This is a genomic window from Mesorhizobium sp. CA6, from assembly GCF_020165035.1.
In the GTDB taxonomy this organism is placed as follows: Bacteria; Pseudomonadota; Alphaproteobacteria; order Rhizobiales; family Rhizobiaceae; genus Mesorhizobium.
Genome location: NZ_JAIUHI010000003.1, coordinates 390,706 through 410,081, shown reverse-complemented (window position 1 = coordinate 410,081; position 19,376 = coordinate 390,706). Strand labels below are relative to the sequence as shown.

Below are 19,376 nucleotides of genomic sequence, written 5' to 3'. Positions count from 1 at the left end.
GGGCCATGGCCAGACATCCTGACAAGAAGACGCCTTCGCAAGACGGCGCGCCGAAGCGGCGCAGCCCGCTGACCGAATTCCTCGATGCCGCCGAGCCGCTGGAGCCCGGCGGCTTCGCGGAAGCGCCGCAGGCCGACTTTTCCGGCGCGCCGCTGACCGGCTCGATCTCCGATTGGGCCGGGCAGATCGAACGTGAAGCTGAAAAGCAGCCGAAGGCAAAAGCGCCGAAGAAGATACCCGAGCGCTCGTCGGCGCCCGGCCGCACCGCGCGCGGCACCTCGATGGGCGGCGCTGCCTCGGCGAAGGAGCGCGCGGCCGCTGGCCTCAACCCTGTGGCCGGCCTCGACATCAGCCTGGAGGATGCCGAGTCGGTTTCGTCCGGCGGCGTCACCGCGACGGTCGCGGCGCTGTCGGCGCTGATCGAATCCGGCAATCCGCTGCACAAGGACGGCCAGCTGTGGACGCCGCACCGTCCGGCCCGCCCGGAAAAGTCTGAGGGCGGCATCGCCATCAAGATGGTCTCGGATTTCGAGCCCGCCGGAGATCAGCCGACAGCCATCAAGGACCTCGTCGAAGGCGTCGAGCGGAACGACCGCACCCAGGTGCTGCTCGGCGTCACCGGCTCGGGCAAGACCTTCACCATGGCCAAGGTGATCGAGGAGACGCAGCGCCCTGCTTTGATCCTGGCGCCGAACAAGACGCTTGCCGCGCAGCTCTATGCCGAGTTCAAAAAATTCTTCCCCGAGAACGCGGTCGAGTATTTCGTCTCCTATTACGACTATTACCAGCCGGAAGCCTACGTCCCGCGCACGGACACCTATATCGAGAAGGAATCCTCGATCAACGAACAGATCGACCGCATGCGCCACTCGGCGACCCGCTCGCTGTTGGAACGCGACGACGTTATCATCGTCGCCTCGGTGTCCTGCATCTATGGTATCGGCTCGGTCGAGACCTACACGGCGATGACGTTCCAGATGCAGGTCGGCGACCGGCTCGACCAGCGCTCGCTTCTCGCCGACCTCGTCGCCCAGCAGTACAAGCGCCAGGACATCAACTTCGTGCGCGGCTCGTTTCGCGTGCGCGGCGACACCATCGAGATCTTCCCCGCCCACCTGGAAGACCGCGCCTGGCGCATCTCGATGTTCGGCGACGAGATCGAACAGATCACCGAGTTCGATCCGCTCACCGGCCAGAAGACCGGCGAGCTGAAGAGCGTCAAGATCTACGCCAACTCGCACTATGTGACGCCGCGCCCGACCTTGAATCAAGCCATCAAGTCGATCAAGGAGGAGCTCAAGCATCGCCTGCAAGAGCTTGAAAAGGCTGGCCGTTTGCTGGAGGCGCAGCGGCTGGAGCAGCGCACGCGCTTCGATCTGGAGATGCTGGAGGCGACCGGCTCCTGCGCCGGCATCGAGAACTATTCGCGTTACCTGACCGGACGCCAGCCCGGCGATCCGCCGCCGACCTTGTTTGAATATGTGCCCGACAATGCGCTGATCTTCATCGACGAAAGCCATGTCACCGTGCCGCAGATCGGCGGCATGTATCGCGGCGACTTCCGCCGCAAGGCGACGCTGGCCGAGTATGGTTTCCGCCTGCCGTCCTGCATGGACAACCGGCCGCTGCGCTTCGAGGAATGGGACGCCATGCGCCCGCTGTCGGTGGCGGTTTCGGCGACACCCGGCGCCTGGGAACTCGAGCAGTCCGGCGGCGTCTTCGCCGAGCAGGTCATCCGCCCGACTGGCCTGATCGATCCGCCGGTCGAGGTGCGCCCGGCCAAGAGCCAGGTCGACGATGTTGTCGGCGAGATCCGCGACACGACCCGGGCCGGCTATCGCACGCTGGTCACCGTACTGACCAAGCGCATGGCCGAGGACCTCACCGAATATTTGCATGAGAACGGCATCCGCGTCCGCTACATGCATTCTGACATCGACACGTTGGAGCGCATCGAGATCCTGCGCGATTTGCGCCTCGGCGCCTTCGACGTGCTGGTCGGCATCAACCTATTGCGCGAGGGCCTCGACATTCCCGAATGCGGCTTCGTCGCCATTCTCGATGCCGACAAGGAAGGTTTCCTGCGTTCGGAAACCTCGCTGATCCAGACCATTGGCCGCGCCGCCCGCAACGTCGACGGCAAGGTCATCCTCTACGCCGACCAGATCACCGGCTCGATGGAACGGGCGATGGCCGAGACCAACCGCCGCCGCGAGAAGCAGATGGAGTGGAACGCCGCCAACGGCATCACACCGGAATCGGTCAAGTCGCGCATCGCCGACATCCTCGACTCGGTCTACGAGAAGGACCATGTCCGCGCCGACATCTCGCAGTTCACCGACGACGCCGGGGCGATGATCGGCAACAATCTGAAGACGCACCTCGAGGCGCTGGACAAGCAGATGCGCGACGCCGCCGCCAATCTCGATTTCGAGAAGGCGGCTCGCGTCCGCGACGAGATCAAGCGGCTGCGCGAGATGGAGCTTGCCATCTCCGACGACCCGCTGGCGCGCGAGGTGGAAGGCCAAAGCCCTGCCTCAGGCCGCGAAAAGGGCAAGCACAATAAGGGCGTGGCCAAGCATCGCACGGTCGAGGAACAGGAGCGCTTCCGCAAGCTCGATGAGGCACGTGCCGCCGAGGAGGCGGCAAAGGCTGCCCGGCCCAACCTCTTCCGCAAGCCGCATCTGGACGAGATGGGCGCGGATGGCGCCGTGCCGGTGAAGAAGCCGCTCTTCGCCAAGCCGTCGATCGACGACATGGGGCCCGGCACCGACATGACGACCCCGGCCGGCGCAGTGTCGCGTTCGCTGTTCAAGAAGCAGAGCGCGCAGGAAGCGCACGGTTCCGATTTCGGCATTCCCGGCGAGCCGACAAAGCCCCTGTTCAGGAAGAACTCGCTCGACGAGATGACCGTGCGCCGCACGGAGAAACCGGTCGAGGGCAAGAAGCCGGCGAAGCCGCAGCCAACGCCTCCTCCGGCGGGGGAGATGTCCGGCAGGACGGGCGCGAAGGAACGAGACGACAAGCCGATCGTCCGCCAGCGAGCCGGCATCGGCTCCTACGAGGACCCTGGCGACGAGCGGCGTCAAAAACGCCGGCCGGGCAAGACCGGCCGGCCGGGGCAGTAGCATCTTTTCCTTCTCCCCTTGTGGAAGAAGGTGTCGCCGAATGCGACGGATGAGGGGTGCTCCAGCTTGGCGACACCGTTTGTCCAGCGAAGAGGTCGCGGCCGTCTCACTCCGCTGGAACACCCCCTCATCCGTCTCGGCGCTACGCGCCGATCCACCTTCTCCCACAAAGGGGAGAAGGGAAGTGCGGACCACTTGCCTCCGCCCCTCCCCCGGTGTACCCAATTCTCAACTCGAACATCTGGAAAGGAGGGCTGCGTGAACTACTGCCACCACCGTCAGCGCGGCCCTGTCTGTGCCCTGCGAGCTCGCTTGCAGGGCTGACCAGGACGGTCCGGGTTTTCCCGCTTCGATTTTTGGTCTGCCCTTCGTGGTGCCGCTGAACCTGGCCTGATGGCCTAGGGGCGCACCGTCAAAGTGCATTGAGCCGGATTTTCCGGACAGACCAGAGAAATCGACATGGCCCTGATCAGCCTCAAATCCCTCGGCGTCACCATGAGTGCGCCGCTCTTCTCCAACCTCGACCTCATCATCGGCTCCGGCGACCGGCTCGGCATCGTCGCGGCCAATGGCCGTGGCAAATCCACACTTCTCAAATGCCTGGCCGGCGCGTTCGAACCCACCACCGGCGACATCACCTGGTCGCGCGGCCTGCGCGTCGGCCATGTCGAGCAATCCATCCCTGACGCATTCCTCGGCCGCAGCTTCCATGACGTCGTCGCCGATGCCTTGCCGCCCGAACAGCGCGACAGCGAGTTCTGGCGCGTCGACGTCGTGCTGGATTCGCTCGAGGTGCCGGAAGACATGCGCGGCCGGCCGATGCGCGCTCTGAGCGGCGGCTGGCAGCGTCTGGCGCTGATCGCCCGCGTCTGGGTCACCGATCCCGACGTGCTTCTGCTCGACGAGCCGACCAATCATCTCGACCTCGCCAGGATCAGCCAGCTGGAAACATGGCTCAATGCGCTGCCACGCGATGTGCCGGTCATCATCGCCAGCCACGACCGTGCCTTCCTCGACGCGGCCATCAACCGTACCCTGTTCCTGCGCCCGGAAGAATCGCCGGTGTTCGCGCTGCCTTATTCGCGCGCCAGGCAGGCGCTCGACGAGCTCGATGCCTCGACGGCGCGCAAGTTCGGGCGCGACATGAAGATCGCCCAGCAGTTGCGCAAGCAGGCCGCCAAGTTGAACAATATCGGCATCAATTCCGGCAGCGACCTTTTGACGGTGAAGACCAGGCAGCTCAAGGAACGTGCCGAGAAGCTGGAGGACGCCGCCATACAAGCGCATCGCGAGCGTTCGGCCGGCGCGATCAAGCTGGCCAACCGCGGCACCCACGCCAAGGTGCTGATCACGCTGGAGGACGCGGCGGTCGAAACCCCTGACGGCACGCTGTTGTTCAGGACCGGCAAGCGCCACATCTGCCAAGGCGATCGCATCGTGCTGCTTGGCCGCAACGGCGTCGGCAAAACGCGCTTCATCGCAATGATCCGCGGCGCCATCGCCGAGCCGGGATCGGTCGCGAACATCAAGGTGACGCCGTCGACCGTGCTCGGTTACAGCGATCAGGCGCTGTCGGGCATCGATGGCGACGACACGCCGCTGGCGATGGTCTCGCGCCGCTTCGAGGTCGGCGAGCAGCGCGCCCGCTCGCTGCTCGCCGGCGCCGGCGTCGCGATCGAGATGCAGGAGAGGAACATCGGCGCTCTGTCCGGCGGACAGAGATCGAGGCTGATGATGCTGGTGCTCAGGCTCATCCATCCCAATTTCTATCTGCTCGACGAGCCGACCAACCATCTCGACATCGACGGCCAGGAAGCATTGGAGGACGAATTGTTGAAGCATCAGGCGAGCTGCCTGCTTGCCTCGCATGATCGCTCCTTCATCCGCGCCGTCGGCAATCGCTTCTGGCTGATCGACAAGCGGCGGCTGACCGAGGTCGACGACCCGGAAGCCTTCTTCCGCTTGGTCGCCGAGATGCCGAGCTGAGACGATACCTCTGTTGGGCCGGCGCTGCCGGCCCGACAGGCGTTGCTGCCGGCTCGGCGATACTTTTCCACCTGCTAAAAAAAGCGCATGCTGAACTGCTTAGCCATGGAGGGAATGGGCCATGCGTGCAGTGGAAATCGTCAGCAATCTCTATCAGGCCTATGTGGATCGCGACATCGAGGGCGCCTTGTCTCGGTGCGCTGAAGATGTCGTGTTCCGCTGGATTGCCGATCCCCGGCAATCGCGTCATGCCGGCACCGCGCACGGCAAGCAGGAATTCCTCGCCAGGCTGCTGGCGCTCGATGACGACTTCGAGTACCGGCATTTTGTCCCGGTCGAGCTCATCGACGGCGGCGACAAGGTGGCCGCGCAGGTCGAGATCCACATGACGCGCCGCGCCACCGGCGAGGAGCTCATCATGCGCACCGCCAATTTCTGGACGGTCCGCGACGGCGAGATCATCGAGATGGTGGAATATTACGACACCGCGCTGGCCGCGTCGGTGCTCTGAAAAAAAAATCGAGGGCGACCTGTCGGATCGCCGATTGCCGCCTCGTCCTTGGGATGCCGACACGATGATGCCGGCATCAACCAGGGAGAGACATCATGTCGGTACTGTCATCCATCGGCCGTCTTGCCAACCGCTACGTCCAGGCGCGCGCCCGTCATCGCAGCGAGCGCATCCTGCTGTCGCTGCCGGCCGAGCTGCGCAAGGACATCGGCTTTCCGGAGATTTTCGAAACGCGCGAAAGCCGCCGCGCCGCCACCTTCTCGGCGAAGGTCATATAAGTCGCTTTCGATGCGATCGTTTTGCAGCCGCGCTTGTCGCCCGAGCTGTTTGGGCCAGCTACTCAAAAAAATAATTCGCGGGCCATGTAGGATCGCCGCCGCCTCATCCGTCCTGGGGTCGCAAAACCGGATCAACCCGTGAAGAGGAACACGAGAATGAACGACCAGACCCCGCCCCGCGCCAAGGTCCTTGGCGGATTGACTCCCTACCTGCAGGTCGACGGCGCTATCAAGGCCGCCGAGTTCTACAAGAAGGCTTTCGGCGCGGAGGAAGTGTTCGCCTATCCGCCTGACGACAAGGGCCGCACCATGCACATCCATCTCTACGTCAACGGCTCGACGCTGATGCTGGGCGATGCCTATCCCGAGCACGGTCATCCGCACCAGGCGGCGCAAGGCTATACGCTGCAGTTGCATCTCGGCAGCGACGACATCGATGCCTGGTGGCAGCGCGCGGTGGATGCCGGCTGCGAGGTCGTCACGCCGCTGCAGGTGATGTTCTGGGGCGACCGCTGGGGCCAGGTGAAAGACCCCTTCGGCGTCGCCTGGGCGATGAACGCGCCGGTGAAGTGAGCCCGTCTACCTCCCCCCTTGTGGGAGAGGTTGGATTGCCCCGAATTGCCCTTCGCAAATCGACTGGCGATCCGGGTGAGGGTAGTTAGCGCCAAGCTGGAGCACCCCTCATCCGTCTCGGCGCTGCGCGCCGATCCACCTTCTCCCACAGGGGAAGAGACGCCACAAAGAGGAGTTCAGCATGTCCTATGTCGATGGTTTCGTGCTTGCCGTGCCGAAGGCAAATCTCGATGCGTACAAGAAGATGGCCGAGAACGCCGGCGCCATCTGGATGGAGCACGGCGCGCTCGCCTATGTCGAATGCGTCGGCGACGACGTCCCCTATGGCGAGCTGACCTCGTTCCCGCGCGCCGTGCAGGCGAAGGACGACGAGGTCGTCATCTTCTCCTGGGTCGTCTACGAGTCCAGGCAGAGCCGCGACGCGGTCATGGCCAAGGTGATGGCCGATGAGCGTCTCAAGATGGACTGGTCCGCCATGCCGTTCGACGGCAAGCGCATGATCTTCGGCGGCTTCCAGCCATTCATCCAGCTTTGAGGAGCGACGGAACGCCAGTGTCGGCTGATCGCAATCCGTTGCGATTGGCCGAGACGCTCGTCAGGTCGTCATCCACGGGCGGAGCAAGGAGCGAAGCGACGCGACGCAGACCCGAGGATCCATTCCGTTACCTATGAGCTTTGCAGCGAAGCAAAACGACCTCTGTTCTGCGCCGCCTTTAACCTTCGCGCGAGGTCACGGAATGGATCCTCGGGTCTACGCGTCCGCTTCGCTCCCGCTCCGCCCGAGGATGACGAAGTTCGGGCGCTTCGGCCAATCGCTAACGCGTGTGCTAGTTCAGCCGATCAAGCAGCGGCTTCAGCCGCTCCCCATACCTCTTCCACAGATCGACCGAGCCCTGATACATCGGCTGGCGCACCTGCGCGGCGGAAGCGGTGCGCACCGGCCGGTCCGTCTCGTGGAAGGACAGCACCTTGTCGTCCCAGGGCAGGCCGAGATACGCCATCAGCGCCCGCGACTGCCCTTCCTGGTCGGCGACGAAATCCTCATAGCGCACATCATGCACGACGCCTGGCAGCACCTTGTGCCAATGCGCCATGATATCGGTGTAGAGGTTATGGAAATCGGCGAGCTCGCCGAGGTCGTAGCCGTAGCGGTGGCTGTCGCCGCGGAAATGCACCTTGAAGATTGACAGGCACGTGGCCGCCGCATCGCGCGCGCAATGGACGATCTTGGCCTTCGGCAGCATCATGTGCAGGAAGCCGACCAGCAGGAAGTTGCCCGGCATCTTGTCGGTGACATGGCGGTAGCCCGGATAGCGGCTATGCAGCATGTCGAGATAGGCCTGGCCGGCCTCGGCGAAGGCCTTGTCGGGCATATCGGCGATACCAGCGGGGAAGCCGCCCGGCATGCTCATCGGAAACTGCTTGCCGACGGCCGTCTTCAGGATGTTCAACTCGCCCGCGCCAAAGACCGTCGGGTGGCTGGCGATGATCTGCTCGACCAGCGTGGTGCCGGAGCGCGGCATGCCGACGACGAAAATCGGCGTGTCGTCGGAAATGCCGCTTGGCCTGCGCTTCTCGAAGAAGGCTGTGTCGAAGGCCGCCTTCATCGCCTCGAATTCGCCGCGCGTGCGCGCGGGATCGTAGTCGATCGCCTTGCGGCGGATGGCATTGCCCTCGGCGAAATAGTCGAAGGCGCGACCGTAATCCTTGAGGTCGTCATTGACCTTGCCCAGGCCGAAGGAGAGCTGCATGCGCGCGAGGCTGCCTTGCGGCGCCTTGGCGTGCTCGGCCTCCATGCCGGAAAGCTCCTTGTCGCGCTCGGTCTGGCGCTTGACCTGCGAGAGCAGCAGCCAGGCTTTCGACATGTTCGGGGCGATCGCCAACGCCTGGCGGGCGAAATCGGCCGCCTCGCCGAGCTTGCCCTTCTCCATCATCGCGACGCCAAGCCCGTAGAGCAACTCGGCGTCCTTCGGCCGGATCGACAGCGCCTCGCTAAACAGCTTGATCGCCTCATCCAGCCGACCGGCCTCCTGCATCGTCTCGGCAAGGCCGATGCGCGCGCGGACATGGAACGGGTTGCGGCCGATGGTGCCGCGATAGATCTCCTCAGCCGCGTCGAGCTGTCCGAGCTGCTTCAGCGACGAGCCGAGATTGTCGCGCGCGGCCAGTTGGTCCGGCCGGATATCCACCGCGCCGCGGAAGAAATCGATCGCGGCGGCGACGCGCCCGAGATCGCGCATGACCGTGCCCATATTGTTGAGGAAGTCGGCATTCTGGGGCTGCAGCGTCACCGACTGCTCGATGAGATCGAGCCCTTCCTCGCTCCTGCCGGTCTGGTGCAGCAGCAGCCCGAGGAAATGCAGCGCGGCGGCATGGTTCGGCTGCTGCCCCAAGACCTGCCGGTAGAGGCCCTCAGCCTCCTGGCGCCGGCCGGCCTGGTGCAGTTGCAGCGCCTTTTGCACATAAGGATCGAGCAGGCTCGCCGAGCCACCTGGCCTGCCACCGGCGTTTGCCGCTCTTCTGCGATCTTTGTTAATGGGAAACCTGCCGTATTTGTTGGTCCGCCGGACCTAAGCCATGCGGGCAAGAGATTCAAGACAAACGTCAGCGCGCCTCGCGGTGTCTATCTTGCGAATGGACACGGCGGTCTGCTCAGCACGGCCCGTCGCCGACGATGCGATAGTCCGCCGCGCGCGCCTCGCAGGCGTTCGGGAAGGTGCGCATCTGCCCATGGCGTCTGGCGCAGACCGGCGCGTATTCGCGCGTGCAGAAGGCTTGTTCGCCACCACCGCCACCGCCGTCGAGGCAAGGACCGCCCCGCACGATGCGGTAGCCTTCCCTTTCAGCCAGGCAGGCATTGGCAAAGGTCTGCCGGTCGCCGCCGCGCCGGGCGCAGACCGGTTGGTACTGCATGGTGCAGAGCTGCGGATGCGGCCGGGACGGCAGCGGGCGCGGCCCATCGTCGACGACGACGGTGCAGGCTGCCAGCAGCGCCGACAGCGTGAAAACGACAACGCCCTGCCATGACACCGCAAGAAGCCGCATATACCCCTCCTCCATCCCGACGCGTGATGCCGGCTCGCGGTATCCTCGCATCCTGCGCGTTAAACGCAACCATCGTTTGTGGAGCCACGGAACGGTCGTCGCCACCTACATTCTGGCCCATGCTTGGCCCGCCTCTGGCCGATGACCGGTGATAGGGCCGGGTCTATCGAGGCCTAGCGTTGGACGCGCCGCTGGCCGCCCGCGAGCGTCGTCTTGCAACCATCACGTTTCCGTGTAATAAAAATCATGTTCGGGCATTTGCGACCCGGAGAGCGGAACGTTTTGGACGACCTTTCCCCGATAAGTGTGAATCTCTGACAACCCCGTTTTTCGGCGGGGGGTTTGACCATGCGCGAATGCATGACCGCCGAAGCAACCACCGGGATTTGCCCAAGGCGCGAGGCAGCGGGCAAACCACCAAGACTGACACGGGTGAAGGAGTTTTCCCCAATGGCCCAGACCGGTACTGTAAAGTTCTTCAATGCCACCAAAGGCTTCGGCTTTATCACGCCGGATGGTGGCGCCAAGGACGTGTTCGTCCACATTTCCGCGATCGAGGCCTCTGGCCTGCGCACGCTGGTCGACGGCCAGAAGGTCACCTTCGACGTCGAGCCGGACCGCATGGGCAAGGGCCCGAAGGCGGTCAACCTGCGCGCCGCCTGATCCGCCGAAACAGCCTATCGTTGCGGATGCAATGGTGCGGCAGGATCATGAACCGGCTTCAGGACAGGCTTGAATTTGCGAAGGCGCGACCGAAAAGGTTGCGCCTTTTTTGCGCGCAAATGCTTGGATCGGCAGGCGAAAACTTTCTCTTGCCGATAGCGCTAAAATAAAGGACAAATTTCCTCTCGGGCAGTTTGCCGGCCCGAGACTTGACTTGATGGGATCAAAGGAGTTTCCCATGCCGCAGACCGGCACCGTCAAATTCTTCAACCATGCCAAGGGCTTCGGCTTCATCACGCCCGATGATGGCGCGAAGGATGTCTTCGTCCACATCTCGGCTGTGCAGGCGTCGGGCCTTCCCGGTCTTGAGGATGGGCAGAAAGTGACATTCGACACCGAGCCGGACAAGCGCGGCAAGGGTCCGAAGGCCGTCAATCTGTCGGTCGGCTAAGCCGGCTCGCGACGGATCCGACGGAAGCTTTTCAGGCGGGACCGCTCCCGCCCCGGAACGGATTGTGCCCAGGTCCGGAAACGTCGCCGGCTTCGAAAATCGCCAAGCCTCGCAAACCGCCGAGGCTCGAAAAATCCCCAGGCCTCGAAAAATCGTTTACGCCGATTTCCGTTCAGCCTCCGTTCAGCCACGGTCTTCTATTAACCTTTGCTAAAGCCGGTCCGTATCCCCCGAAAAACGCGCGGGCCGGCGCGAAGGAGACCGAAAATGAACCGTTTTCTCAGGACCGCCATCCTCAGTGTTGGCATTGCCGCGACCACCTTGGCCACCTTCTCGGCGGCCAATGCGGACGACTGGCGCTGGCACCATCATCGTCATCATGGCGGTGACGCCCTCGCCGCCGGCGTTGTCGGCCTCGCGGCCGGCGCTCTGATCGGCAGCGCGCTCAGCAACCCCGGGCCGCGCTATTACGAACCGGCCTATGGTGACGATTATTATGTCTACCGGCCGGTGCGCCGCTACTATGTTCAGCAGCCGCGCGTCGTCTATGCCGACCGCTACGCCGAGCCGTGGACCCGCGGCTGGTACGAGTATTGCTCGGACCGCTACCGCAGCTTCAATTCGCGGACCGGCACTTTCACCGGCAGTGACGGCGCTCAGCATTTCTGCGTAGCCAACTGACCGATCGAACATCGCCTGGGTTCCCTGCCCAAGAAAAGCGCCGCTCCCCGCGGCGCTTTTCTTTTGAAGGTCAGGTCAGAAACGGATTGGTCCGCCGCTCGTCGCCAAGGCGGCTACCCGGGCCATGGCCGCAGATGAAACCTATGTCGTCGCCTAGCGGCAGAAGCTTGTCCTTGATTGAGGCGATCAGCGCTGCGTGGTCGCCGCCGGGCAGATCGGTGCGCCCGATCGAGCCGCGGAACAGCACGTCGCCGACATGCGCGAATTTGGCTGCCCGGTTGTAGTAGACGACATGGCCCGGCGCATGTCCCGGGCAATGCAGCACTTCGAACACATGGTTGCCGAACGACACCGTTTCGCCTTCGGTGAGAAAACGGTCCGGCACGCAATTGCGCACCGGATCGGTGAGGCCGAAACGTTTGGCCTGGTTCTCGAGATTGGCAAGCAGCGGCTTGTCGGCCTCATGTGGGCCGATAATGTCGATGCCCAGCGCGTCCTTCAGGTCCATCGCGCCGCCGGCATGGTCGATATGACCATGCGTGATCCAAATTGCGCCGGCGGTGATGGCATTGTCCTTCAGCGCCGACAGTATCTGGTCGACATCGCCGCCGGGATCGACCACGACGCCCGACCTGTCGTCCATGTCGAAGAGAATGGTGCAGTTCTGCTGGAAGGGCGTGACCGGCACGATACCGGCATTGAGCTGACCCATGGCATTCCTTTCCCTTCCTTCGAAGTGTCGCCCTGATGTAGACAGCCCGGCGAGCCTCGTCCACCATTGTCCGAACTTCGGGAGGAAATGCGCGGCCGAGGCCGCTGGCCATGTTTCCAAAAGGATTGGGCGGCCGAGGCCGCCGGCTTGGTCAAAAAAGGAATGGGCGGCCGAGGCCGCCCACGGCAAAGTCCGAAAGACCGTAGCTATTTCTTCATCGCATTCATGACCGCGCCGACGATGCCGGTCAGGATCGCGCCACCGCCAACGCCGCCGAGGAGGTTCTTCAGGTCGAGCGCGCTGCCGATGCCGCCCGCCGCCGCTGCCGCGTCAACGCCGCCGCCGCCGAGCAGGCTGCCGAGAATGGCCGCGCCGCCGACGCCGCCGATCGCACCGCTGAGGATTTTGGTAAGTTGGCCCATCGCCGCCTGCTTGAACGCCGCGCCAACCGCCTGGCCACCGACAACGCCGGCAATTACCTGTACAACGATCTGAATAATCGTGTTGCTGTCCATGTAACTAGTCCCTCCATAGCCGCCAGCCTCCTCGGGCCGACGCCATCATGAGACGCCGAATTGTTCGAAAGTCAAATGCGCGCGCGCTTAAATAAAAGGGGCGGCTCGAAAACCGCCCCTATTGCACAAAAAAGCTGTGACTATCTCTATTCTGCAGCGATTGCATGCTTTGGCTGCACCGCGGCGGAATAGTCATTCATCAATGTCTTGGCGATCTCGCCGACCTCGAATCGGTATGGACCGATCTCGGAAACCGGCGTGACCTCGGCGGCGGTGCCGGTGAGGAAGCACTGCTCGAAACCTTCGAGCTCCTCCGGCATGATGGCGCGCTCGATCACCTCGAAACCGCGGTCCTTCGCCAGGCCGATCACCGTGCGGCGGGTTATGCCGTCCAGGAAGCAGTCGGGCGTCGGCGTATGGATCTTGCCGTCCGTGACGAAGAAGATGTTGGCGCCCGTCGCTTCCGCCACCTGGCCGCGCCAATCGAGCATCATGGCGTCGGCGTAGCCCTTGGCCTCGGCGGCGTGCTTGGACAGCGTGCAGATCATGTACAGGCCGGCGGCCTTCGACTTGGACGGCGCGGTGCGCGGATCGGGCCGGCGCCATTCGGCGACATCGAGCCGAATGCCCTTGAGCTTCTGCGCGGGATCGAAATAGCTCGGCCACTGCCAGATGGCGATGGCGCAGTTGATGCGGTTGTTCTGCGCCGAAACGCCCATCTGCTCGCTGCCGCGCCAGGCGATCGGACGCACATAGGCGTCCTGGAAACCCTGCTTCTTCAACAGCGTGCGGCAGGCCTCGTCGATCTCGGCGACCGGATAGGGAATCTTGAAGCCGAGCAGGCGCGCCGATTCATGCAGGCGCTCATTGTGCTCGGTCAGCTTGAAGATCTGGCCGCCATAGGCGCGCTCGCCCTCGAAGACGGCACTGGCATAGTGCAGGCCATGGGTCAGCACATGGATCTTGGCGTCGGCCCATTTGACGAACTCGCCGTTCATCCAGATGAAGCCTTCCAATTGATCGAAGGGAACGGATGCCATGGAAACCTCCCGCGGGCAGGCGCCCGCAAATCGTTGTGTTTATGACCTTTCGAACCGGCCCCGCACAGGATCCGAAACGCTGGCCAATGCTTGAAAGCGTAGGCGGATATTCAATCCGTGGCAAACTCAGGAAGTTCCGGAAAAACGGCTTCCTCTTGCCTTTTTGTTCGCAATCCGCCGAAAAGCTTGTCAAAAATTATCATTGCCCGGAAATTACGTCAATAGTACTGACGTAATTCCCGCCTCGCATGGAGAAACGATGACGAGCCCCGCAGCCGGAAAACCGATCAGGACGGCCATCGCCGATGAGGACGGCATCGACTTCGCCATCATCGAGCTGTTTTTCTTCGCCTATCGCGATTTCACCTCCGACCCGGACCAGATCCTCGCCGATTACGGCTTCGGCCGCGCCCATCATCGTGTGCTGCACTTCGTCAACCGCAGGCCGGGCCTCACCGTCGCCGAGCTGCTCGATGTGCTGAAGATCACCAAGCAGAGCCTGGCGCGGGTTTTGAAGCAGTTGATCGACACCGATCACATCGTCCAGGTGCAGGGTCCGCGCGACCGCCGGCAGCGCGAGCTTTACCCGACCGCCAAGGGTCGCGCCCTGGCCCTGGCACTGGCGCGGCCACAGTCGCGCCGCATCCGTGCGGCATTGGAGGATTCCGGAACCACCGAACGCGCCACGATCGAGCGTTTTCTGGAAGCGATGGTCAATCCGGAACTAAGAGCGCAGATTGACATTGTGCCTGCGCAAACATCGGGGAAGAACCATGGAGACCATTGAGAAGGTCGATCATCCGTCAGCGCCCGACGATGACGCGCCGCATCTTCTGGTCGTCGACGACGACACGCGTATCCGTAACCTGCTCAAGCAGTATCTGTCCGAGAACGGTTTTCGCGTCACCGTGGCCGGCAATTCCGGCGAGGCCAGGCGCAAGCTCGCCGGCCTCGACTTCGACCTTCTGGTGCTCGATGTGATGATGCCGGGCGAGACCGGCGTCGACCTCACCAAGGCGCTGCGGGCCGAGAAGAACGTGCCGATCCTGATGCTGACGGCGCTGTCCGAGACCGACAGCCGCATCACCGGCCTGGAAGCCGGCGCCGATGATTACCTGCCGAAACCGTTCGATCCGCGCGAGCTGATCCTGCGTATCAACAACATTCTGCGCCGTGGCGGCCCGGCGGCGACGCCGAAGGTGGAGCAACTGGTGTTCGGGCCCTACACATTCCAGATCGCCAAGCGTGAATTGAAGCGCGGCGGCGAGGCGCTTAAGCTGACCGACCGCGAGCAGGAGATCCTCGCGATCTTCGCCGCGCGGGCGGGCGAAACCATACCGCGCCATGAGCTGGTGGGCGATGAATCGGATGTCGGCGAGCGCACCATCGACGTGCAGATCAACCGGCTGCGCCGCAAGATAGAGCGCGATCCGTCCAATCCGGTGTGGCTGCAGACGGTGCGCGGTATTGGGTATCGGCTCAGCGTCGAATAGGTTACCGTCGAAGGCCCTTTGCTGAACGGCCATCGACGAGCGGAAGGGCGAATGGCGACCACGCAACTGGACAAGCCAAAAGGAAGCGGTCCCGGCGATCTCGCATTGCGGACGCTGAGGGCGATGCCGCGTGCCTGGAACCGGTTCTGGCGCCTGGTCGCACTCTATATGCCGAAACGGCTTTACGCCCGCTCGCTGATCATCGTGATCGCGCCGATGATCCTGCTGCAGTCGGTGGTCGCCTTCGTCTTCATGGAGCGCCATTGGCAGACTGTCACGCAGCGCCTGTCGCAGGCGACCATCTCGGACATAGCGGCCGTCATCGACATGATGGAGACCTATCCGCACGACGCTGACTACGCCAACATCATCCGCATCGCCCAGGACCGCATGCAGTTGAAGGTGGATCTGCTGCCGCCAGACCCGCTGCCGCCGCCCGGTCCCAAACCGTTCTTCTCGATCCTCGACGAGGCCTTGTCGTCGGAGATCACGAAGCAGATCAACCGTCCGTTCTGGATCGACACCGTCGGCAACTCCAACGTCGTCGAGGTTCGCGTCCAGCTTGAAGGCAAGGTGCTGCGCGTCTTCGTGAGGCGCAGCCAGGCTTATGCCTCGAACACCCATATCTTCCTGATCTGGATGGTCGGGACCTCGCTGGTGCTGTTGATGATCGCCATCCCGTTCCTGCGCAATCAGATCAGGCCGATCCTGACGCTCGCCGAGGCCGCCGAGAGTTTCGGCAAGGGTCGACCGATGCCGCGCGATTTCCGCCCGCGCGGCGCCGAGGAAGTCCGTCGCGCCGGCTTCGCCTTCATCCAGATGCGAGAGCGCATCGAGCGCCAGATCGAGCAGCGCACCGCGATGCTGACCGGCGTCAGCCACGACCTCAGGACCATTCTCACCCGCTTCAAGCTGCAGCTGGCGCTGGCCGGCGGCAAGTCCGAGACCAAGGCCGCGCTGAACCAGGACATCGACGACATGCAGTCGATGCTGGAAGGCTATCTCTCTTTTGCCCGCGGCGAGTCCGCGGAGGATACAGGCCGCTTCGACCTTGAGACCTATTTCCAGAAGCTCGGCGAGGAAGCGCAATTGCGCGGCTGCAAGCTCGCTACGACGCTGGTCGGCGATCCGACCGTGCATGTGCGGCCGAACGCCTTTGCCCGTTTGCTGTCGAACGTCATCGGCAATGCTTTCCGCTATGCCAAGACCGTCGAGGTCCACGCCAATCATGGCCGCGGCTCGCTCACCGTGACCATCGACGACGACGGACCGGGCATCGCGCCCGACAAACGAGAAGAGGTGTTCAAGCCTTTCCTGCGGCTCGACGAGGCGCGCAATCTCGATGCCAGCGGCACCGGCCTTGGCCTGTCGATCGCCCGCGACATCGCCCGCAGTCACGGCGGCGACGTCAGCCTCGAGGACAGCCCGCTCGGCGGCCTGCGCGCCGTGATCAAGGTGCCTGCGTAAGTCCAGCCGAGACAAGCTTCATCCGCCCGTCATGAAATCATGGTCAAGAGCGCGCATGAAGCGCGCGACCTCTGTTGATTCGGCCCTGCCGCATCGCTTCGATCCGGCCCCTGCCCGGGTGCGCTGGAGCGAGGCGCGAGCGGCTGCCTGGTTGCCGTTCCGGCACCGCGCCGGCGCGCTCAGGAATTATTGCGGCAAAGGATCGCCATGCGTATCGGGATCGCCATGCGTATCCTGATGGTCACCGACGCGTGGCGGCCCCAGGTCAACGGCGTGGTGCACACGCTGGAACGCCTCACCGAGGCGCTGAAACCCTTCGACGTCGAGCTCGATTTCCTGACGCCGAACCTGTTTCGCACCTTGCCGATGCCGACCTATCCCGACATTCGCTTGGCGTTGACCACGCCTGGCCGCGTCGCGCGCATGATCGAGGCCGCCAAGGCCGACCACATCCACATTGTCACCGAGGGTCCGCTCGGCATCATGGCGCGCCGCCATTGCCGAAAAGTGGGCCGCCCCTTCACCACCAGCTATCACACGCGCTTTCCCGAATATCTCAGCGCCCGCCTGCCGGTGCCGGAGAGCTGGGCTTACAATTGGCTGCGCGACTTCCACAATTCCGGACAGGGCACGCTCATCGCGACGCAATCGCTGGCGGACGATCTCGCGGCACGCGGCTTCAACAAGCTGAGGCCCTGGACGCGCGGCGTCGACACCGACCATTTCCGGCCCAACAAGCGCAAGGAAACCGGATTCCCCCGCCCGGTATTCTTGTGCGTCGGCCGGGTCGCAATCGAAAAGAACCTGACCGCCTTCCTTGATCTCGACCTGCCCGGCAGCAAGGTTATCGTCGGCGAAGGACCGGAACTGGCAAAGCTCAAGGCGCGCTATCCCAACGCGCATTTTCTCGGCCACCGCCCGAACGACGAGCTGGCCGAGATCTACGCGTCGGCCGATGTCTTCGTTTTTCCGAGCCGCACCGACACCTTCGGCAATGTCATCATCGAGGCGCTGGCCAGCGGAACGCCCGTCGCCGCCTATCCGGTGACCGGACCGATCGATATTGTCGGCGATGGCGTCGGCGGGGCCGTGTCGAACGACCTGGGCGAGGCGGCGATGAAGGCGACTCACGTCGATCGCGCCGAAGCGCGCCAGCGCGCGATGCGCTATAGTTGGCAGGCCTGCGCCGAAATGTTCCTCGACGCCGTCGACGAAGCGCTGGGCATGCCAAGCAAGCGCGCCGATCAGGACAGGGTGGCTCCAGTTCGCTCCAGGCTCGCCCTAGAATAGGCGCCCGCCGTCCGGCACCTTGCGCTCGATGGCACCGAGCACGACCGCGCCCTCTTCGTCGGGAAAGCCCAGCGTCAGCACTTCCGACATGAACGGGCCGATCTGGCGCGGCGGGAAATTGACCACCGCGAAGACCTGGCGGCCGATCAGCGTTTCCGGCGCGTAGTATTTGGTGATCTGCGCCGACGATTTCTTTACCCCGATCGCCGGGCCGAAATCGATCTTCAGCTTGATCGCCGGCTTGCGCGCCTCCGGAAACGGCTCGGCCTCGACGATCGTGCCGGCACGGATGTCGACACGGTCGAAATCGGCAAAGCTGATCTCGGGCTTGCGCTCGCTGCTGGAACTCATTGGCGGAATTGGCTTAGTTCAGGCGTTACCATGGGTCTCGAAGAGCACGCTGGAAAGCGCGTCCTTGGCCGATGTACCCGACCAGACGACGAACTGGAAGGCCTGGAAATAGCATTCGCAGGCCTCGAGCGCCGACGACAGCAGCACCTCGACCTGCTGGCTCGACGGCTCGACCCCGCCGGCAAGCAGCAGCGACTGCCGGAACATGATCGCGCCTTCCTGCTCCCACAGGTCGAAATGCCCGAACAGCATCTGCTCGTTGATCAGCGAAAGCAGCCGCATCACTTCCAGCGCGCGCGTCTCCGGCACCTTGATGTCGAAGGCGCAGGCCAGATGCAGCGCCTCGAAATCCTCCATCCAGGAAAAGGAGACGTGATAGTCTGTCCAGCTGCCGGCCACCGAAATCGAAATCTCGTCGTCGCCGGCGCGCTCGAAGGACCAGTCGTTGTTGTGGGCCACCTGCTCGATGACGTCCACCGGGTGGATTTCGCGGGAGAATTCGAGTTCGAGGAGTTCCATGAATGCTTCCTGTGTTCAGGGGAGCGCCACACGCTCCGCGGGGCACACACGACGAACAATCTTGTCTAGAACTCGGACGGTCAGGACTTTCCGACACAAAGACCCAACCGGACCCCACCGCCCGGCGCATGACCTTGCTTCGAATCATGCAACAAATTCAGTCTATTGATCGGGAGTCGCGTGAACAGCCCAATTTTTCGCACCGCGCCATCCGCATGTGGAAAGGTGGCTGTCACGAAGATTCATGCGATGCCGGTAAACGATTCACGGCAAAGCGATTTTTCGGATCGCGCTATGTGGAAAAGTTTAACGATTATTTTTTTGCGCGGGGCTTTGCAGCACCCGCTGGTGCGGCTTGTCCGGTCAGTTCGGCGAGCCTGGCCTCGAGCGCCTCGACGCGCGTCGCCAGCTGGATGTTGTCTTCCCTCGCCTTGACCGCCATCTCGCGCACGGCCTCGAATTCTTCGCGCTGCACCACATCCATGGAATTCAGCATGCGCTCGGCCTGGGCCCGGAACGCCGTCTCCACTTCGCGCCGCACGCCCTGCGCGGCACCCGCGGCATCGGTCATGATCTTTGCGAATTCATCGAGAATGCGGTTCGGTCCAGTCGCCATGGCATATCCTCGCTTTGTCATTTTGACGTAGTGGCGAGCGGCGCGGAATGCAAGCGA

At 63.5% G+C, this 19,376-nt stretch carries 21 protein-coding genes; 13 read left to right on the top strand and 8 right to left on the bottom strand.

Features of this window, described 5'->3' with window-relative positions:
- Positions 1–5: 5 nt before the first annotated feature.
- From uvrB to LB526_RS06385, 6 genes are all read left to right on the top strand, one after another.
- The gene (gene uvrB / locus LB526_RS06410) at positions 6–3,128 is read left to right on the top strand and encodes an excinuclease ABC subunit UvrB (RefSeq protein ID WP_318013250.1); all 3,123 of its coding nucleotides are present in this window, start codon (positions 6–8) and stop codon (positions 3,126–3,128) included.
- Positions 3,129–3,587: 459 nt separating this feature from the next.
- Positions 3,588–5,114: an ABC-F family ATP-binding cassette domain-containing protein gene (locus LB526_RS06405; protein WP_224626843.1), complete on the top strand. Its 1,527-nt coding sequence runs from the start codon at positions 3,588–3,590 to the stop codon at positions 5,112–5,114.
- Between the two features lie 121 nt (positions 5,115–5,235).
- Positions 5,236–5,625 (top strand): nuclear transport factor 2 family protein, encoded by a 390-nt coding sequence (locus tag LB526_RS06400; RefSeq protein ID WP_224626841.1) that lies wholly within the window; start codon positions 5,236–5,238, stop codon positions 5,623–5,625.
- A gap of 95 nt (positions 5,626–5,720) precedes the next feature.
- Positions 5,721–5,903 (top strand): hypothetical protein, encoded by a 183-nt coding sequence (locus LB526_RS06395; RefSeq protein WP_095766547.1) that lies wholly within the window; start codon positions 5,721–5,723, stop codon positions 5,901–5,903.
- A gap of 156 nt (positions 5,904–6,059) precedes the next feature.
- Positions 6,060–6,476: a VOC family protein gene (locus LB526_RS06390; RefSeq protein ID WP_095766546.1), complete on the top strand. Its 417-nt coding sequence runs from the start codon at positions 6,060–6,062 to the stop codon at positions 6,474–6,476.
- A 181-nt stretch (positions 6,477–6,657) separates the two neighbouring features.
- Positions 6,658–7,011, top strand: coding sequence for a DUF1428 domain-containing protein (locus tag LB526_RS06385; protein WP_224626838.1), 354 nt, complete (start codon positions 6,658–6,660; stop codon positions 7,009–7,011).
- Between the two features lie 292 nt (positions 7,012–7,303).
- Here LB526_RS06385 and LB526_RS06380 read toward each other — a convergent pair whose 3' ends face one another.
- Together LB526_RS06380 and LB526_RS06375 are read right to left on the bottom strand one after the other, a co-directional pair.
- Positions 7,304–8,938 carry a tetratricopeptide repeat-containing sulfotransferase family protein gene (locus LB526_RS06380; protein WP_224626836.1) on the bottom strand — a complete coding sequence of 545 codons (1,635 nt, stop codon included), beginning with the start codon at positions 8,936–8,938 and terminating at the stop codon, positions 7,304–7,306.
- 190 nt (positions 8,939–9,128) lie between these two features.
- Positions 9,129–9,521 carry a Kazal-type serine protease inhibitor domain-containing protein gene (locus tag LB526_RS06375; RefSeq protein WP_224626834.1) on the bottom strand — a complete coding sequence of 131 codons (393 nt, stop codon included), beginning with the start codon at positions 9,519–9,521 and terminating at the stop codon, positions 9,129–9,131.
- A gap of 450 nt (positions 9,522–9,971) precedes the next feature.
- On the opposite strand from LB526_RS06375, the gene LB526_RS06370 reads away from it, so the two are divergent.
- From LB526_RS06370 to LB526_RS06360, 3 genes are all read left to right on the top strand, one after another.
- Complete coding sequence (locus LB526_RS06370) at positions 9,972–10,184, top strand: cold-shock protein (protein ID WP_006202520.1); 213 nt, start codon at positions 9,972–9,974, stop codon at positions 10,182–10,184.
- A gap of 238 nt (positions 10,185–10,422) precedes the next feature.
- On the top strand, positions 10,423–10,635 hold the full coding sequence (locus LB526_RS06365; protein ID WP_008877668.1) for a cold-shock protein: 213 nt from the start codon (positions 10,423–10,425) through the stop codon (positions 10,633–10,635).
- 267 nt (positions 10,636–10,902) lie between these two features.
- Positions 10,903–11,316 (top strand): BA14K family protein, encoded by a 414-nt coding sequence (locus tag LB526_RS06360; protein WP_095766542.1) that lies wholly within the window; start codon positions 10,903–10,905, stop codon positions 11,314–11,316.
- A 70-nt stretch (positions 11,317–11,386) separates the two neighbouring features.
- Here the strand turns inward: LB526_RS06360 and LB526_RS06355 are convergent, their stop codons facing one another.
- The 3 genes from LB526_RS06355 to LB526_RS06345 form a co-directional block, all read right to left on the bottom strand.
- A complete protein-coding gene (locus LB526_RS06355) occupies positions 11,387–12,028 on the bottom strand; it encodes an MBL fold metallo-hydrolase (RefSeq protein ID WP_140838645.1) in 642 nt (213 codons plus the stop codon).
- A gap of 206 nt (positions 12,029–12,234) precedes the next feature.
- Positions 12,235–12,543: a hypothetical protein gene (locus LB526_RS06350; protein ID WP_224626831.1), complete on the bottom strand. Its 309-nt coding sequence runs from the start codon at positions 12,541–12,543 to the stop codon at positions 12,235–12,237.
- Between the two features lie 146 nt (positions 12,544–12,689).
- A complete protein-coding gene (locus LB526_RS06345) occupies positions 12,690–13,583 on the bottom strand; it encodes a branched-chain amino acid aminotransferase (RefSeq protein ID WP_224531198.1) in 894 nt (297 codons plus the stop codon).
- A gap of 259 nt (positions 13,584–13,842) precedes the next feature.
- Here LB526_RS06345 and LB526_RS06340 point away from each other — a divergent pair, with 259 nt between their 5' ends.
- The 4 genes from LB526_RS06340 (at position 13,843) to LB526_RS06325 (ending at position 17,833) form a co-directional block, all read left to right on the top strand.
- Entirely contained in the window at positions 13,843–14,370 is a 528-nt protein-coding gene (locus LB526_RS06340) for a MarR family winged helix-turn-helix transcriptional regulator (RefSeq protein ID WP_140647554.1), read from the top strand.
- The gene (locus LB526_RS06335; RefSeq protein ID WP_095766537.1) at positions 14,357–15,076 is read left to right on the top strand and encodes a response regulator; all 720 of its coding nucleotides are present in this window, start codon (positions 14,357–14,359) and stop codon (positions 15,074–15,076) included. Before LB526_RS06340 ends, LB526_RS06335 begins: the two co-directional genes overlap by 14 nt.
- Positions 15,077–15,127: 51 nt before the next feature.
- Complete coding sequence (locus tag LB526_RS06330) at positions 15,128–16,543, top strand: ATP-binding protein (protein WP_224531195.1); 1,416 nt, start codon at positions 15,128–15,130, stop codon at positions 16,541–16,543.
- Between the two features lie 225 nt (positions 16,544–16,768).
- Positions 16,769–17,833: a glycosyltransferase family 4 protein gene (locus LB526_RS06325; protein ID WP_224531367.1), complete on the top strand. Its 1,065-nt coding sequence runs from the start codon at positions 16,769–16,771 to the stop codon at positions 17,831–17,833.
- On the opposite strand, the gene LB526_RS06320 is transcribed toward LB526_RS06325, so the two are convergent.
- The 3 genes from LB526_RS06320 to LB526_RS06310 form a co-directional block, all read right to left on the bottom strand.
- A complete protein-coding gene (locus tag LB526_RS06320) occupies positions 17,825–18,184 on the bottom strand; it encodes a tRNA-binding protein (RefSeq protein WP_127251739.1) in 360 nt (119 codons plus the stop codon). The two genes, LB526_RS06325 and LB526_RS06320, sit on opposite strands and share 9 nt — an antisense overlap.
- Before the next feature lie 18 nt (positions 18,185–18,202).
- Positions 18,203–18,703, bottom strand: a complete 501-nt coding sequence (locus LB526_RS06315) for a YbjN domain-containing protein (RefSeq protein ID WP_040989643.1) — start codon at positions 18,701–18,703, stop codon at positions 18,203–18,205.
- Between the two features lie 313 nt (positions 18,704–19,016).
- Positions 19,017–19,319, bottom strand: coding sequence for an accessory factor UbiK family protein (locus LB526_RS06310; RefSeq protein WP_040990372.1), 303 nt, complete (start codon positions 19,317–19,319; stop codon positions 19,017–19,019).
- Positions 19,320–19,376: the final 57 nt, after the last annotated feature.